General features: G+C 72.2%; 12 protein-coding genes. 3 read left to right on the top strand and 9 right to left on the bottom strand.

The genetic code is table 11. The features are described from left to right. Positions 1-67: 67 nt before the first annotated feature. The 5 genes from I4Q55_RS26810 to I4Q55_RS26790 are packed head-to-tail and all read right to left on the bottom strand — an operon-like array spanning position 68 to position 4730. A complete protein-coding gene (locus tag I4Q55_RS26810) occupies positions 68-1237 on the bottom strand; it encodes a lipid-transfer protein (protein WP_206791446.1) in 1170 nt (389 codons plus the stop codon). Next, entirely contained in the window at positions 1234-1620 is a 387-nt protein-coding gene (locus I4Q55_RS26805) for a MaoC family dehydratase (RefSeq protein WP_206791444.1), read from the bottom strand. Before I4Q55_RS26805 ends, I4Q55_RS26810 begins: the two co-directional genes overlap by 4 nt. Next, positions 1617-2525: a bifunctional MaoC family dehydratase N-terminal/OB-fold nucleic acid binding domain-containing protein gene (locus I4Q55_RS26800; RefSeq protein ID WP_206791442.1), complete on the bottom strand. Its 909-nt coding sequence runs from the start codon at positions 2523-2525 to the stop codon at positions 1617-1619. The genes I4Q55_RS26805 and I4Q55_RS26800 overlap by 4 nt, the downstream gene beginning before the upstream one ends. Continuing rightward, positions 2522-3676 (bottom strand): acyl-CoA dehydrogenase family protein, encoded by a 1155-nt coding sequence (locus tag I4Q55_RS26795; RefSeq protein WP_206791440.1) that lies wholly within the window; start codon positions 3674-3676, stop codon positions 2522-2524. Before I4Q55_RS26795 ends, I4Q55_RS26800 begins: the two co-directional genes overlap by 4 nt. A 4-nt stretch (positions 3677-3680) precedes the next feature. Then, positions 3681-4730: an acyl-CoA dehydrogenase family protein gene (locus tag I4Q55_RS26790; RefSeq protein ID WP_206791437.1), complete on the bottom strand. Its 1050-nt coding sequence runs from the start codon at positions 4728-4730 to the stop codon at positions 3681-3683. Positions 4731-4816: 86 nt separating this feature from the next. On the opposite strand from I4Q55_RS26790, the gene I4Q55_RS26785 reads away from it, so the two are divergent. Both I4Q55_RS26785 and I4Q55_RS26780 read left to right on the top strand, forming a co-directional pair. Beyond that, positions 4817-5659, top strand: coding sequence for an alpha/beta fold hydrolase (locus I4Q55_RS26785; RefSeq protein ID WP_206791435.1), 843 nt, complete (start codon positions 4817-4819; stop codon positions 5657-5659). Continuing rightward, entirely contained in the window at positions 5659-6156 is a 498-nt protein-coding gene (locus I4Q55_RS26780; protein ID WP_206791433.1) for a nitroreductase family deazaflavin-dependent oxidoreductase, read from the top strand. Before I4Q55_RS26785 ends, I4Q55_RS26780 begins: the two co-directional genes overlap by 1 nt. On the opposite strand, the gene I4Q55_RS26775 is transcribed toward I4Q55_RS26780, so the two are convergent. After that, a complete protein-coding gene (locus I4Q55_RS26775) occupies positions 6140-7525 on the bottom strand; it encodes a wax ester/triacylglycerol synthase family O-acyltransferase (RefSeq protein ID WP_206791431.1) in 1386 nt (461 codons plus the stop codon). The two genes, I4Q55_RS26780 and I4Q55_RS26775, sit on opposite strands and share 17 nt — an antisense overlap. A 64-nt stretch (positions 7526-7589) precedes the next feature. On the opposite strand from I4Q55_RS26775, the gene I4Q55_RS26770 reads away from it, so the two are divergent. After that, positions 7590-8861, top strand: coding sequence for an alpha/beta hydrolase (locus I4Q55_RS26770; protein ID WP_206791429.1), 1272 nt, complete (start codon positions 7590-7592; stop codon positions 8859-8861). A gap of 27 nt (positions 8862-8888) precedes the next feature. Here I4Q55_RS26770 and I4Q55_RS26765 read toward each other — a convergent pair whose 3' ends face one another. The 3 genes from I4Q55_RS26765 to I4Q55_RS26755 all read right to left on the bottom strand — a co-directional run bounded on the left by I4Q55_RS26765 (position 8889) and on the right by I4Q55_RS26755 (position 14720). Further along, positions 8889-10118, bottom strand: coding sequence for an HNH endonuclease signature motif containing protein (locus I4Q55_RS26765; protein ID WP_206791427.1), 1230 nt, complete (start codon positions 10116-10118; stop codon positions 8889-8891). Positions 10119-10353: 235 nt separating this feature from the next. Further along, positions 10354-11514, bottom strand: a complete 1161-nt coding sequence (locus I4Q55_RS26760) for an SWIM zinc finger family protein (protein ID WP_206791425.1) — start codon at positions 11512-11514, stop codon at positions 10354-10356. Further along, positions 11514-14720: a DEAD/DEAH box helicase gene (locus I4Q55_RS26755; protein ID WP_206791422.1), complete on the bottom strand. Its 3207-nt coding sequence runs from the start codon at positions 14718-14720 to the stop codon at positions 11514-11516. Before I4Q55_RS26755 ends, I4Q55_RS26760 begins: the two co-directional genes overlap by 1 nt. Between the last annotated feature and the right edge of the window lie 137 nt (positions 14721-14857).

Below are 14857 nucleotides of genomic sequence, written 5' to 3'. Positions count from 1 at the left end.
CGTCGTGGGTGGTGTCTCCACCGTGACACCCACGTCGGCCCGGCACCAGCCGTCATTGAGGTGACACTCAGTCACCCGTCAGGATGAGCCCGCTGGTGGGCACACCCGTGCCCGCCGTGACCAGCACCCGGGCCGCGCCCGCGACCTGGTTGGCCGCCGTGCCGCGGATCTGGCGGACACCCTCCGCGATGCCGTTCATCCCGTGGATGTACGCCTCGCCGAGCTGACCGCCGTGCGGGTTGAGCGGCAACGCGCCGTCGAGCTCCAGGGCGCCGTCGGCGATGAAGTCCTTCGCCTCGCCGCGGCCGCAGAACCCCAGTTCCTCCAGCTGCATCAGGACATACGGCGTGAAGTGGTCGTAGAGCACCGCGACGTCCACATCGGACGGTCCCAGGCCCGACTGGCCCCACAGCTGCCTGCCCACGACGCCCATCTCCGGCAGCGCGGCCAGGTCGTCGCGGTAGTAGCTGGTCATCACGTACTGGTCCGGCCCGCTCCCCTGCGCCGCCGCCGCGATCACCGCCGGCTTGCGGGCCAGGTCGCGTGCGCGCGAAACGCTGGTGACGACCAGCGCGACCCCGCCGTCGCTTTCCTGGCAGCAGTCGAGCAGGTGCAGTGGCTCGGCCACCCAGCGCGACGCCTGGTGCTCCGCCAGGGTGATGGGCCGCTCGTGAAACCACGCGTTCGGGTTGGTCGCCGCGTGCTTGCGGTCGATCACGGCGACGCGGCCGAAGTCCTCGCTCGTCGCGCCGTAGTCGTGGAGGTACCGCCGCGCGACCATGGCCACCGTCGCCGCCGGGGTCGCGATGCCCATCGGGTAGTGGAACGCGTTGTCCACGCCCGAGGAGTTGACCTGGCCCGCCGCCGCGGACGACACCTGGCCGAACCGGTGCCCGGACCGCTCGTTGAACGCCCGGTAGGCGACGACGACGTCCGCGACGCCGGTCGCCACCGCCATCGCGGCCTGCTGCACGGTCGCCGCCGCCGCACCGCCGCCGTAGTGGATCCGGCTGAAGAACTTCAGCTCGGGGATACCGAGTTCGCGCGCCACCGCGATCTCCGCGTTGCCGTCCATGGTGAACGACACCAGACCGTCCACATCGGACGGCGTCAGGCCGGCGTCGGCCAGTGCGTGGGAGATGCATTCGGCCGCGAGCCGCAGTTCGCTGCGCCCGGAGTCCTTCGAGAACTCCGTCGCGCCGATCCCGGCGATCGCCGCCTTGCCCGGAAGCGTCACGGCAGGGTCACCGCCACCGTCCCGGCGACGTGCTCGCCGAGACTGTCCACACCGGACACGGACACCACGACGTCGTTGCCGTCGCGGGAAACCACCCGGCCGGTGAACGTCAGCGTGTCGTAGGCGTAGCAGGGCACGCCGAGCCGGATCTTGATCGACCGGATCAGCGCCTCGGGGCCGGCCCACTCCGAGACGAACCGCTGCACGAGGCCCGTGTCGGTGAGGATGTTGAGGAAGATGTCCTTCGAGCCGCGGGCCACGGCCGCGTCGCGGTCGTGGTGGACGTCCTGGAAGTCGCGGGTCGCCAGCGCCGTGCTGACGACGAACGTCGGCGTCGCCTCGATCGTCAGCGGGGGCAGCTCGGTCCCTTCGGCGACGGTCATCGGGCCACCTTCCACGCGGGCAGGGTCAAGTCGTCATCCACTTTGACGAACGCCGCGACCACCGGCAGTCCGATGTGGACCTCCTCCGGCGCCGCGTCCAGCAGCTCGGCCATGACACGAACCCCTTCTTCGAGTTCCACCAGCGCCACCACGAACGGCAGCCGCTTGCCCGGCACCGCCGGGTGGTGATGCACGACGTAGGAGTACACGGTTCCCCGGCCACTGGCGACGACGTAGTCGGGCTTGGTGTCCAGCGAGCCGTCGGGCGGCATCGGCCCCGGCGGGTGCCGCAGCGTCTCGCCCCAGCGCTGGATCCGCAGCTCACCCTCGCGAAGGCCGGCCCAGAAGAACTCCGTGTCCCGGCTGATCACCGGCCGGAGCACCGGCGCCGGCGCCGGCTTCGGCGCGGGTGGCCGGAACTTGAGCACCCGGAACATCATCTCGGCGACGGCCTCGTCCCCGACGTACCAGGTCATCCGCGTGGTGACGAACCAGCCCTCACCCAGGGCGGTCTTCTTGGGGCCGACGACGTCCTCCAGCCGCGTCCGCGCCTCGACCTGCTCCCCGGGCCGCAGGTAGCGGTGGTACGTCTGCTCGGAGTTCGTCGCGACGACGGAGGTGAACCCGGCTTCGTCCAGGAGCTCCATCATCAGGCCGAGGGGGTCGTCGGAGCCGCGCGGGACGTTCAGGCCGCCCATCGTCCACACCTGGGCCATCGCCGGCGGCGCGACCAGTCCCTTGTGGACGCTCGCGGCGGCGAACTCCGGGTCGGTGTAGACCGGGTTGCGGTCCCCGATCGCCTCGACCCAGTTGTTCACCATGGCCTGGTTGACGGGGTCGCGGGCCAGGCGTGGGGCGCATTCCCCGCGCGCGGCGATCTCCGCGGCGGCTTCTTCGATGGTCATCGTGGCACCCTCGGCAGGCCCAGGCCGATCGAGGCGATCAGCTCCCGTTGGATTTCGCTGACGCCACCGCCGAAGGTCAGCACGATGTTGCGCTTCGCGGTGACGTCGAGCCATTCGGCGAGTTCGGCGGTGTCCGGGTCGGCCAGGTCGCCGTGGCGCCCGACGATCTCTTCCAGGTTCCGGCCGATCCGCTGGATGGCTTCCGAGCTGAACACCTTGGTCGCCGACGCGTCCGCGACGCCCACCGGCGCGCTCGCCGAGGACACCGCGACCTGCCAGTTCAGCAGCTCGTTGACGCGGGTCACGGCCAGCGCCTCGGCGAGCACGGCCCGCACGTCGGCGAGGTCCAGCAGGCCGTGCGCGTCCGCCCAGGCACGCACGCGGTCGTACAGGCCGCCGATCCGCCCGGCCGGCCCGAGCATGACGCGTTCGTGGTTGAGCTGCGTCGTGATCAGCCGCCAGCCCGCGTTTTCGGTGCCCACCAGGCGGTTCGCCGGCACGCGGACGTCCGAGTAGTACGTGGCGTTGACGTGGTGGGCGCCGTCGCAGGTAATGATCGGCGTCCACGAATAACCGGGGTCGCGTGTGTCGACGATGAGGATCGAGATGCCCTTGTGCCTCGGCGCGCCCGGGGCGGTCCGCACGGCGAGCCAGATGTAGTCGGCATCGTGCCCGCCGGTGGTGAAGATCTTCTGGCCGTTGACGACGTATTCGTCGGCGTCGCGCACCGCCGTCGTGCGCAGGGCGGCGAGGTCGGTCCCCGCTTCCGGTTCGCTGTAGCCGATCGCGAAGTGGATCTCCCCCGCCAGGATCTTCGGCAGGAAGAAGGCCTTCTGTTCCTCGGTGCCGAACTCCTGCAGCGTCGGCCCGACCGTCTGCAGCGTCACCGACGGCAGCTGGACGTCGGCGCGCGCGGCCTCGTCGACGAACAGGTGCTGTTCGATCCCGCCGAAGCCCTGGCCGCCGTATTCGACCGGCCAGCCGACGCCGAGCCGGCCGTCGCGGCCCATCCGGCGGACGATCTCGCGGAACACCGGCCCGTGCCGCTCGCGCCGCATCGCCCGGCGTTCCTCGGGGCTGATCAGGCCGGCGAAGTATTCGCGCAGCTCGGCCCGCAGCTGCCGTTGCGCGGAAGTCAGTTCGACGTGCATCGGTTCACCCCGCCACTCGTTCGCCGAGCCGGCCGAGCCGGTGCGCGGCCCCGCCGAGCGCCCGGCCGAGATCCTTGACCGCCGACGAATACCGGTGCAGCGGATAGGTTTCGTCGACGCCGACACCGCCGTGCAGGTGGTGGCAGGTGGCCAGCGCTTGCGGGGCCTGCGCGGCGAACCAGTAGGCGGCGACGTCCAGTTCGGCGTCCGCGTCGAGCCCCGAAGCCAGCCGCCACACCGCCGACGTCACGGCGAGGTGCACGGTCCGCGCGGCCACGTAGACGTCGGCGATCTGGCCCGCCACGGCCTGGAAGGCGGAGAGGGGCCGGCCGAACTGGGTGCGCTCGCCGACGTGCTTCACGGTCAGCGCCAGCGCCCCGGCCAGGAGGCCGTCGCCGAGGGCGAGGGCGCCGGCCAGCGCGAACCGGTGCAGGGCCGCGACCGCGCCGCGGTCGAAGAGCAGGTCGGTTTCCTCGACGGCGACGTCGTCGAGGCAGACGGTGAATTCCGGTGTCCCGGCCGAAGTGGGCGTCGGGACGAGCGTGACGCCGTCGGCGCGCGGGTCGACGAGGTAAACGGCGCTGCCGTGCGCGGTGGACACCGGGGTGAGGATCCGGGTGGCGCCGCCGGCGTACGGGACGGCGGTCTTGACGCCGCTGACCAGCCACTTCCCGTCGCGCGGCCGCGCGGTCGCGGCGGGCTCGGCGACCAGCGGCGCGGACGGCTCGTGCAGGGCCGCGGTGAGCAGCGCGTCCCCGGCCGCGACCGGCGGCAGCAGCTCCGCGCGCTGGGCGGGCGTGCCGAGCGACTCGATCGGCAGGACGCCGAGGGCGAGCGCCGGGTACGCGGGCACCGGCGCGGCGGCCCGGCCGACCTCGGTGAGCACTTGGGCGACCTCCGCGACGCCCAGGCCGTCGCCTTCCAGCTCCGGGGGCAGGGCCAGGGCGAGCAGGCCCGAAGCCGCCAGGGCGCGCCAGGGGTCGTCCGGCGACCCGAGCACCTTCGCGGCGAGAGCGGCGATCTCGGTCTGCGTTTCGTCAAGGGCGAAGTCCACGCCTGTCCTCCGGATCGGGCGCAATAGTGAAACCTGTTCTAGTCTTAACCGGAAAGGGTCGGCACGGCAACCCCGGGGGTGGCGCAATGGCGGGGAGACGGCGGCTGATCACCGTGCCGCCGACCGCCGGCGTGCCCGACCCGGTGCCCCTCGACCTGCCGGGGCGCGGCCGGACCGTCGTCACCGACGTCGGCCCGCGGGACGCGCCCGCGCTCTTCCTGCTGCATTCGGTGGCCTGCACGGGCCTGCTGACCTGGTATCCGGCGCTGCCCCGGCTGGCTCGCGACCACCGCGTCGTCGTGTTCGACCAGCGGTGGCACGGCCGCGGCATCCGGTCCCCGCAGTTCCGGCTCGCCGACTGCGCCGCCGACGTCACCGCCGTCGCGGACGCACTCGGCATCGGCCGGTTCGCCGTCGCCGGGTACTCGATGGGCGGGCTGGTGGGACAGCTCGTGGCGCGCGCCGAACCAGAACGTGTTACCGGGCTGGTGCTGTGCTCGACCGCGGGCCACTTCGGCCGCGGGCTGCGCCAGCGCGTCGCCCTCGACGTCTTCGGCCGGACGCTGCGGCGGCTGCGCGAGCGCGTGCCACCGCCGGCCGCGCTCCCCCGCGAACGGCTCGCCGACCGCCGGTGGGGGCTGCGGGAGTTCCGGTCGACCACGCCGTGGGCGATCGCGGTCGCCGTCGACGAGATCGGCCGGTTCGACTCGAGGCCGTGGCTGCACACCCTGCGGCTGCCGGCCGCGGTCGTGGTGACCGCCCGGGACCGGTTCATCGCCCCCGCCCACCAGCGGTCGCTGGCCCGCCACATCCCCGGCGCGGCGACCTACGAGGTCGCGGCCGGGCACGCCGCCTGTGTGCTGGCCGCCGACCGCTGGGTGCCCGCCCTGCTCGCCGCGGTCGGATCCCTCCGAGGAAGGAAGCCATGATGGGACGCTTCAGCCTGCCCGACTCCAAGCCCGACGGCCTCGACTCGCCCGTGACGGCGAAGGCCATGAAGTACATGGCGAAGGCGCAGGTAGCCGTCTTCAAGCTGACCGGCGGCCGGGTCGGCAGCACGTGGCGGCTCGGGGCGGGATTCCGCAAGCCGGTGCCGACGCTGCTGCTGGAGCACCGCGGCCGCAGGTCCGGGCGGCTGTTCACCACCCCGCTGCTGTACCTGCGCTCCGGCGACGACGTCGTCATCGTCGGCTCGCAGGGCGGGCTGCCGCGGCACCCGCAGTGGTACCACAACCTGCTGGCGCACCCCGAAACGCGCATCCACCTCAAGGGCCGGCGTGGCGTTCCGGTCCGGGCGCGGGTGGCCGGGCCGGACGAGCGCGCGGAGCTGTGGCCGCGGCTGGTCGAGCTGTACGCGGACTTCGCGAAGTACCAGGCGTGGACCGAGCGGGAGATCCCGGTCGTGCTGCTCAGCCCGCGGCCTTGAGCAGCTCGGCGAGGGCGTCCGGGAGCGCGTCGGCGAGCGGCCACAGGTCCTTGACCAGTTCCCGCGCGCCGAGCAGGCCGACGTGCACCTTTCCCGCGTTGGACAGCACCGTGACGTTCAGCCCGGCGCCGTGGAAGACCGGGCCGAGCGGGTAGAAGCCGGTGATCCGCGCGCCCAGGAAGTACAGCGGCATCGGCGGCCCGGGCACGTTGGAGACGACCAGGTTGTGCACGACCGGGTGTTTCTCGGCCAGTCGCAACGCCGAGTACGCGCGCACGGCGAGCCCGAACGCCGTCGCGGCCGAGAACTGCGCCCAGTCCTGCAGCATGTCGGCGTCGATCTCGTGGTGGTGGTCCTTCGCGCGCCGGTTGGCCTCGGCGAGGAAGAACACGCGCGCGGCCGGGTCGGCCAGGTGCGTCGGCAGGGAGGCGAAGAAGGCCGAGACCTTGTTGCTGCCGTGCTCGCGTTCGGTGCGGTCGTGCACCGAGACCGGGACGGTCGCCACCAGCGGGTCGTCCGGCAGCTCGCCGCGCGCGGCGAGGAACTCCCGCAGCGCGCCGGCGACGAGCGCCAGCACGACGTCGTTCACCGTGACGCCGAAGGCGTTCTTGACGTCTTTGATGTCATCGAGGTCGAGCTGGGCGAAGGCGACGCTGCGGTGCCCGGTGATCGTGCCGTTCAGCGACGTCCGCGGCGCGGTGAACGGGACCGGCATTCCCTTGCCCCGCAACGCCCGCCCGACCCAGCGTGGCACCAGCCCGAGGAGGTCGGGCAGCAGCCGCACGACCTCGGCGGGTCGTTTCACGACGTTCTCGACCCCGGAGCGGACCAGGTCGAGCGGCGACGGCAGCCCGCCGTTGCGCTGTTCGGCGATCTCCGGCATCGGCCCGTCGGGCTCGAGGCCGGCCAGGTAGGTGATCAGGCTGGCGCCGCTCACGCCGTCGACGCTGGCGTGGTGCATCTTGAGCAGCACGGCGAGCCGGCCGTCGGCGAGTCCCTCGATGACGTACAGCTGCCACAGCGGGTGGGCGCGGTCGAGCTGCTGCCCGGCGATGTGCGCGCACAGCTCGGCCAGCTCGGCGCGGTCGCCGGGCGCGGGCACGCCGATGCGGTGCACGTGGTGGTCGAGGTCGAACTCCTCGTCTTCGACCCACACGGGGTGGCTGAGGTTCCAGAGCGGGTTGTGCAGTTTGCGGCGGAACGCCGGGATCAGCCGGACCCGCTCGTCGAGTTTCTCCTGCAGCTTCGCGAAGGTGTAGCCGCCCGGGACGGTGTCGCCGTCCAGGATGAGCAGCCCGCAGACGTGCAGAACCTGCGACGACGTCTCGAGGTAGAGGAAGCTCGCGTCGAGGCCGCTCAATCTCTGCATGGGGCCAGGGTAGGCCACGTCCGGTGAGCGGCGCGTCACCCTACTCGCCGGTACCATCGCGGTGGTGCAGCCGAATTTCCTGATCCGTCGCGCGGTCCAGCTCGGTCTCACCGCCAACGCGCTCCGCCCGCTGCGGGCGCGGTCCACGACGATCCCGGTGTTCTTCGCCGGCTGGCTGACCGGCGAGCTGGCGCCCCAGCTCCTGGCGTTGACGGCGGCGGACGCCGCGGTGCACGTGGCCCGCCACGGCGTCCGCGACCGATCGACGAAGGCGGGCCTGGCGATGGCGGCCGCGTCCGCCGCCGGGCTGGCCGCGCTGATCCGCACCGGCCACGGCGCCCGCGAGGAGATCGAGAACGCGCTGACGTCGGCCTTGGGCGACGACTACGCCTCGGAGCTGGGCCGGTCCGACCTGGGCCTGCCGTGGGGTGAGCTGGCGCTGCCGTTCCGGATGGGCGCCCCGGACGTCCGGGTCGACCGCAACATCGCCTATGCCCCGGGCGGCAAGCGGTTCCTGCTGGACGTGTACCGGCCCAATTCGGACGTTTCGGGTGCACCGGTGCTGCTGCAGGTCCACGGCGGCGCGTGGGTGATCGGCAACAAGGAGGAGCAGGGCAGGCCGCTGATGCGCTACCTGGCCCGCCGGGGCTGGGTGTGCGTCGCGATCAACTACCCGTTGTCGCCGGCGCACCGCTGGCCGGCACACATCATCGCGGCGAAGCAGGCATTGGCGTGGATCCGCACTTCGATCGCTTCGTACGGCGGCGACCCGCGGTTCGTGGCGGTGACGGGCGGCTCGGCGGGCGGGCACCTGTCGGCGTTGCTGGCGTTGTCCCAGAACGACCCGGCGTTGCAGCCGTCGTTCGAGGACGTGGACACGAGCATCCAGGCGTGCGTCCCGCACTACGGCGTGTACGACTTCGCGGCGACGTCCGGGGCACCGGCGAGCAAGTACCGGCTGGAGAGCTTGATCGCGAGACGGGTGTTCGCACCGGACCGCGACCCGGTGGCCCACTTGGACGACTACATCGCGGCGTCCCCGTTGGACCGGATCACGTCGGACGCACCGCCGTTCTTCGTGATCCACGGCCGGGACGACTCACTGGTGCCGGTGCGGGAAGCGCGCGAGTTCGTCCGGCGGTTGCGGGAGAAGTCGCGGCAGCCGGTGGCGTATGCGGAGCTGGCGGGGGCGCAGCACGCGTTCGATGTGTTCACTTCGGTGCGCTCGGCGCACGTGGTCCGCGGAGTGGCTCGGTTCCTGGATCACACGTACAACGCCTGGAAGGCCGAGAGTCGTAGCCGCGGCGGGTCCGACGGCGCGGGTGTGGGCCCGTAGCCGTGTGGCTGCGGGCCTTTCCCGTGTTCAGGCTGCGAATGGCAGTGGTTCGTGGAGATTGTTGCGCCTGGGCTTTCGGCGTGGGTCGATGAACACTGGTGGGAGGAATTCGGGGAGGCCGTCGGCGCCGATGCGGACTTCCCAGCCCGAGCGGTGCAGCAACCGGTGATGGTGGGCGCACATCAGCACCAGGTTGGTGAGATCGGTGGGGCCGCCGTCTGCCCAGTGCCGGATGTGATGACCTTGACAATGCCGGGGCGGACGATGACACCCCGGGAACGCACAACCCCGATCCCGGAGGAACAACGCTCGACGCAACCCGGCGGAGATCAGACGGCGGAGGCGACCGAGATTTAGCGGTTCGCTCTTGTCGCCCAGCACGGCGGGGATGATCATTGCGTCGCAGGCATGCACCCGCGCTTCGGCCGCCGTCATCGTCCCGGTATCGCCAAGGGTCGCCTTGCCAACACCGGACTTCAGGTCCTCCAACGACACGGCGACCATGACGTGGGCTCGTTCCCCGGCCTGCATCGGCAACTCCGGAGAATTCAGAGCCAGGTCGACGGCATCGGAGAACGCATCCCCGTAACGCTGCGGGGCGGTGCGGAAGTCGGGACCCTCATCCCCGGTGCGACGCTCGGCCAAAGCATCCAACAATGCGTGGGCGCGGGTGCCGGTCTCATCATCGAACCGGCCACTCAGCTCCCAGATCCCGGTTCTTTTGCGGCGCAGGAACAGCTCCCGGGTGGGAACCACGGGTTCGGTGTCGTCGGGGGCGGGCCCGTCGGGGACGAGGTGGGCGAGGATGCGGGCACCGAGGGCGGCGACCTGCTTGTGCCCGGCCTCCTCAGCGAATGCCAGCAGGGTGGCCTCGGCGCTCACGCAATGCTCGGGCGGAACCTGGGCCAGCACCGAGGTGATCACGTCGATCATCGGGTTGCTCAACCGCCCCGCCCGAGCAGCAACACCGGTCGCGGGAGCCAAGGCAGGAATGGGACTGCCGTCGAGATTCCGGCCGGGGTTGAGCAGACGGGCGCGTTTGATCAACCGTTCCGTAGCCGGCTTCGGCTCATCGGCGAGGTGCTCCATAAGCCGGGCGGCGGAGCGGTAGCCGAACAGCTCCATCACACCCCGCTGCTCGATTTCCACCAGCACCGCGCCAAGTTCGGCCTCGGCGGACCGCATGCGCGCGACAAGTTCGCCGAGGCGGTCGACGAGAGCCACCGCCTCGGGGGACTGGGTCGCGTCGTTGGTCATGTCTCCAAGCTACCGGCGATCGAACACAGGGTCATCACTCGATACGGTGGGAACAAAAGGTAAAGCCGCTGTCCGCACCCGAGAACACCGGAAAGTCCGGCAGGGCAACCGAAGCGTGGGGAATCGGCGCTGCCAACCCACGACGCGACGCAACCCCTGGAGCGCCGATTTCCCACGCCACGGCGAAGCCGTGCATGAAACCCAGCCACCCAATGGAAAACCCGAAACGCGTGGGTCAATAAACAAGATCCAGCGGACTAACCGCCGATGGGCCGTCGAGGCACCACTCCGTACCCTTACGGACGAAGCGGTACCAACGCGCGTCACGACCGAAGCGCAGTTGCAGTTCTCCATGCGTCAAACGGTTTCGCCAGACTTTCGGCTTACCCGGCAGACCCGCATCGGCCAGGATTTCCTGCGCTTCGGCGAGCGGACCCGGGCCGGGTTGCCAGCTTTCGCGCAGTGCGGCCAAGCCACCGCGGCCGGCTTCGCGCCAGGCTTCGGCCCAGCGGGCCAGATCGCGCGGGGACACAGCTGCCGCCGTGGCCAGGGTGGTGATTTCGGTGCCGGAACGGCCCGCAGCGCGGCGGGCCAGGTCTTCCTCGAACGTCAGCTCTGCCGCCGTCGGACCGATGGCCAGGAGGTCGCGGGCCAGGGAGGCCGCGTCCGCCGCGAGGGCCGACAGCGCCGCCGCCGTCCAGCCCGTGGCCGGGGGTGGGTCGAGGTCCAGGACCGCCGGCGGCCCCGGGACTCGCGGCGGCGGGGGCAAGGGCGGGATCGCGCCCGGGCGTCGCGCGTAGGCCGCGCGGGGTGTCAGGCCTTCGTCCGCGCGTTTCGGGAGCTTCGGTTTCTCGCCGCGGGCCGGCGAGCGGCGGGCCCGCAGCTCGGCCAGGACGTCCGCGCGTGGGCGGCCGCGCAGCAGGAACAGCGTGAACGGGTCGCGGTCGACCTCGTCGGCGACCAGGTAGTACACCGCGGCGACGTGCTTGCACGGGTTCGCCGAATCCGGGCATGAGCACCGCGGCCGCAGGTCGCCCGGGCCTGGCAGCAGGTCGACGCCCGCTTCGCGCGCCTGTTCGGTGAGCGCGCCCGGCAGTTCGCCGTCGAGCAGCGCCGCCGCGTGGCCGAGGCGGGTGCCGACCACGCCGAGCAGCGTGTCCCATTCGCCTTCGGTGAAGGTGCGCATCGTGATCGTGACCTTGTACGGCGTCGGGCGGCTGCCGCGCACCCTCGCCGTCATCTCGCCGGCGCCGAAGTGCAGCTCGCTGACGGTGCCCTTGCGCGCGTACGTCCGTCCGCGGGGCAGCCGGTTCGGGTCGAGCTTCGCGCGTTGTTCGAGGGCATCGACCCAGGCGCGGCCCCACCACGTCGTGCCGAAGTTCCGCCTCGGTGGCATCACCCGCTCCCGAGCCGGACGAGGTCGGCGAGCTCGTCGTCGGACAGTTCGGTGATCCAGTCCTCCCCGGCGCCGACGATCGACTCGGCGAGGCCCCGTTTCTTTTCGAGGACCTGCGCGATCCGCTCTTCGAGGGTGCCCTCGGCGATCAGCCGGTGCACCTGGACCGGCCTGTCCTGCCCGATCCGGTACGCGCGGTCGGTGGCCTGGTCTTCCACCGCCGGGTTCCACCAGCGGTCGTAGTGGATGACGTGGGTGGCCCGGGTGAGGTTGAGCCCGACGCCGCCCGCCTTGAGCGAGAGCAGGAACACGGGGATCTCGCCGGCCTGGAACCGGTCGACCATGTCCTGCCGTTTCGCCGGGGAGCTGTCGCCGGAGAGCAGTTCGGTGGGCAGGCCACGATCGGTGAGGCGCCGTTCGAGCAGGCGGCAGAGCTGGACGTACTGGCTGAAGACCAGGACGCTTTCGCCTTCGTCGAGGATGACGTCGAGGAGTTCCTCGAACGCGGCGAGCTTGCCGGAGCGGCCGGTGAGCGCGCCGTGCGGTTCTTTGAGGAACTGCGCGGGGTGGTTGCAGATCTGCTTGAGCTCGGTGAGCAGCCGCAGCACCTGCCCGCGCCGTTCGACGCCCTGCTTTTCCCGGATTTCGGCGAGGTTTTCGCGCACGACGGCTTCGTAGAGCGTGGTCTGCTCGGCGGTGAGCGGGACGAACCGGTCGGTCTCGGTCTTGGCCGGCAGTTCCGGGGCGATGTCGGGGTCGGACTTGCGCCGCCGCAGCAGGAACGGCCGGACGGTGGCGGCCAGCCGCTCGGTGACGGCCTTGTCGCGGTCGCGTTCGATCGGCCGCGCGACGGTGCGGCGGAAGCGGTCGAGCGGGCCGAGCAGGCCGGGGGTTGTCCAGTCCACAATGGACCACAGCTCGGTGAGCCGGTTCTCGACGGGCGTGCCGGTGAGGGCGACCTTGGCCTGCGCGGGAATCTTGCGCAGTTCCTTGGCGGTGGCGGAGAGCGGGTTCTTGACGTGCTGCGCCTCATCGGCGGCGACGAGCCCCCAGTCCACTTCGGACAGGGTTTCGCGGTCGCGGCGGAGGACGCCGTAGGTGGCGAGGACGACCTCGTCGGGGGCGAGGTCGTCGAGGTGACGGCCGCCGCCGTGGAACCGGCGGACGGGGATTTCGGGGGCGAAGCGGGCGAACTCGCGCTCCCAGTTGCCGAGGAGGGAGGTGGGGCAGAGGACGAGGGTCGGCCCGCCGCCGGCTCGCGGGGACTCGGCCGGCGGCGGCTCGGCACCGGCGGATGGCACGTGGTGGCCAGGCGGCTGGGGCTCGCCGTGGGAGGAAAACTCGGGGTCGCCGGGCAGCACGCCGCGGCCGGGCGGCTGAGGCTCGGCGCGGGCGGAAAGCTCGGCGTCGCTGGGCGGCACGCCGCGGCCGGACGGCCGGGACTCGCCGCGAGAAGAAAGCTCGGCGTCGCCGGGCAGCACGCCCCGGCCGACCAGCCGGGACTCGCTGCTCGGGGGCGTCACCTCGCCATCGGCGGGCGGACCGCCAGGGGCAGGCGCTGCCCTGCCGCCGGCCGCGACGGACTCGCCAGATGACGGCGGCTCGGCCGCAGCAAGCTCGACCCCCGACAGCGGCTCGACCGCCCGCCGGCCGGCCTCGCCGGATTGCGATGGCAGCTCGGCTGCCTCGGCCGGGCCCCACCTCGGCTCCTCCGCCCTTGCCAGCTCGCGCCGGTGCAAGTGGAGGGCTATCAGCTGGATCGTCTTGCCCAGGCCCATGTCGTCGGCCAGGCAGGCGCCCAATCCCAGCCCCGTCATCGTGGCCAGCCAGGACAGTCCCGCCTGCTGGTACGGCCTCAGCGTCGCCCGCAATCCCGGTGGTGGCTCCACCACGGACTCCGCGCGGTCCCGGATCCGCGATGCCAGCCCGCCCAGGGCCGGCGGTGCCGCGAACTCCACCCGCTCGCCGTCGACCTCCAGCTCGCCCGTCAACGCCGCCGCCAGGGCCTCGCCCGCCTCCAGCTTGCGGGTGCGCCCACGAACCCGGGCCAGCAGCTGCGGGTCGACGCGCACCCATTGGCCGCGCAGGCGGACCAGGGGCCGCTTGGCTTCGGCCAGCGCCGCCACCTCCGCCTCCGTCAGCTGCTCGCCGCCCAGGCTGAGCTGCCAGCGGAACTCCAGCAGCGACCTCAGCGCGAACTCCGCCTCCGTGACGCTCGCCGGCGCCTGGGTTGCGCTCGCCTTCGCCTTCACCTCGCCCGCGAACAGGCCCTTCGACCAGAGCACCTCGATGCCGGCGCCGCCCAGTTCTCGGGCGCCGTCGGTGAGCAGGTCGACCACCTCTTCGTCGGACAACGGCAGCGAAGCGGGCGTCGCCTGGGCCAGCACCCGGCCCAGCGGTGCCCACGCCCGGGCGCCGCGGCGCAGGCCGAGCAGCAACTGCGTCTCCACCTGGTCGCCGAGGCGGTTCAAGACCGCGTCGGGGGCGTCCCACAGCGTGGCCGCCTCCACCACCAGGCTCGGCTCCGCCATGCTGCGGACCGCCAGCACGCCGGCGAACGAATCGTCGGCCAGGCCTTCGATCCGCAGCAGCACCTGGACGCCGCCGGGTTCGCGGGCCTCCAGTTCCTCGAGCCACGCCGCGCCGTCCGGGCCCAGCAGGGCCGGTTCGCGGGCCGCGAACGCCGGGTCGCCCGCGCCGACCGGGGCCGCCGGGCTGCGGACCAGCAGGTCGGCCGTCGCGTCCCAGAGGGCGCGGACCAGGGAATCCGGCGAGTGCAGGCGGATCCGTTTCAGCCCCGTCAACGGCAGCGCGTACGCCTCCGGTGGCAGGGCGCCGGCCAGCCCGCGCAGCAGCTCCTCGTCGGCGGCGTCCAGCGGGCCGATCCGCCAGGCCGCCGCCCCGCCCGGTGAAGCAGCGGGGCGCAGCCGGCCCCGCGCGACGAGGTTCACCCCCGCGTTGACGGCCGCCGACCACGCCGCCACCGCCGGGCTGGCCTCCTCCCCCACCGACAACAGCCGTGGCAGCGCCCGCTCCAGCGGGACCAGCTCGGCCTCGACCTTCGTCCGCGCGAACTTGGCTCCGCGGGGCAGCACGAGCTCGATCGTGGTCCCGCCGGCCACGTCGTCGCCCCACAGGGCCAGCACCCCGTCCCGCGGGGGATCCGCGGGGAGGTAGGTGGCCTGGGTGTCTGCGCTGAACTCCACGACCGCAACGCTAGAACACGACCCCGACAGTTTTGCCCTCGGCGGCGCGAACGGACCGTTCGCACCGTTGCGCAACGCAACCCACCCGTGCACCGACGGGCATCACACGTGATCCGACGGGCATCACGCGTGATTGG

The organism is Amycolatopsis sp. MtRt-6 (assembly GCF_017308975.1).
In the GTDB taxonomy this organism is placed as follows: Bacteria; Actinomycetota; Actinomycetes; order Mycobacteriales; family Pseudonocardiaceae; genus Amycolatopsis.
The sequence above is the reverse complement of the archived record's forward strand: the minus strand, read 5'-3'. Positions and strand labels throughout refer to the sequence as shown.

What these genes read in the sequence shown, in the direction of transcription:
- I4Q55_RS26805 (WP_206791444.1), bottom strand. Translation starts at nt 1,620, where the DNA reads ATGACCGTCGCCGAAGGGACCGAGCTGCCCCCGCTGACGATCGAGGCG.
- I4Q55_RS26800 (WP_206791442.1), bottom strand. Translation starts at nt 2,525, where the DNA reads ATGACCATCGAAGAAGCCGCCGCGGAGATCGCCGCGCGCGGGGAATGC.
- I4Q55_RS26795 (WP_206791440.1), bottom strand. Translation starts at nt 3,676, where the DNA reads ATGCACGTCGAACTGACTTCCGCGCAACGGCAGCTGCGGGCCGAGCTG.
- I4Q55_RS26785 (WP_206791435.1), top strand. Translation starts at nt 4,817, where the DNA reads ATGGCGGGGAGACGGCGGCTGATCACCGTGCCGCCGACCGCCGGCGTG.
- I4Q55_RS26780 (WP_206791433.1), top strand. Translation starts at nt 5,659, where the DNA reads ATGGGACGCTTCAGCCTGCCCGACTCCAAGCCCGACGGCCTCGACTCG.
- I4Q55_RS26775 (WP_206791431.1), bottom strand. Translation starts at nt 7,525, where the DNA reads ATGCAGAGATTGAGCGGCCTCGACGCGAGCTTCCTCTACCTCGAGACG.
- I4Q55_RS26765 (WP_206791427.1), bottom strand. Translation starts at nt 10,118, where the DNA reads ATGACCAACGACGCGACCCAGTCCCCCGAGGCGGTGGCTCTCGTCGAC.
- I4Q55_RS26760 (WP_206791425.1), bottom strand. Translation starts at nt 11,514, where the DNA reads ATGCCACCGAGGCGGAACTTCGGCACGACGTGGTGGGGCCGCGCCTGG.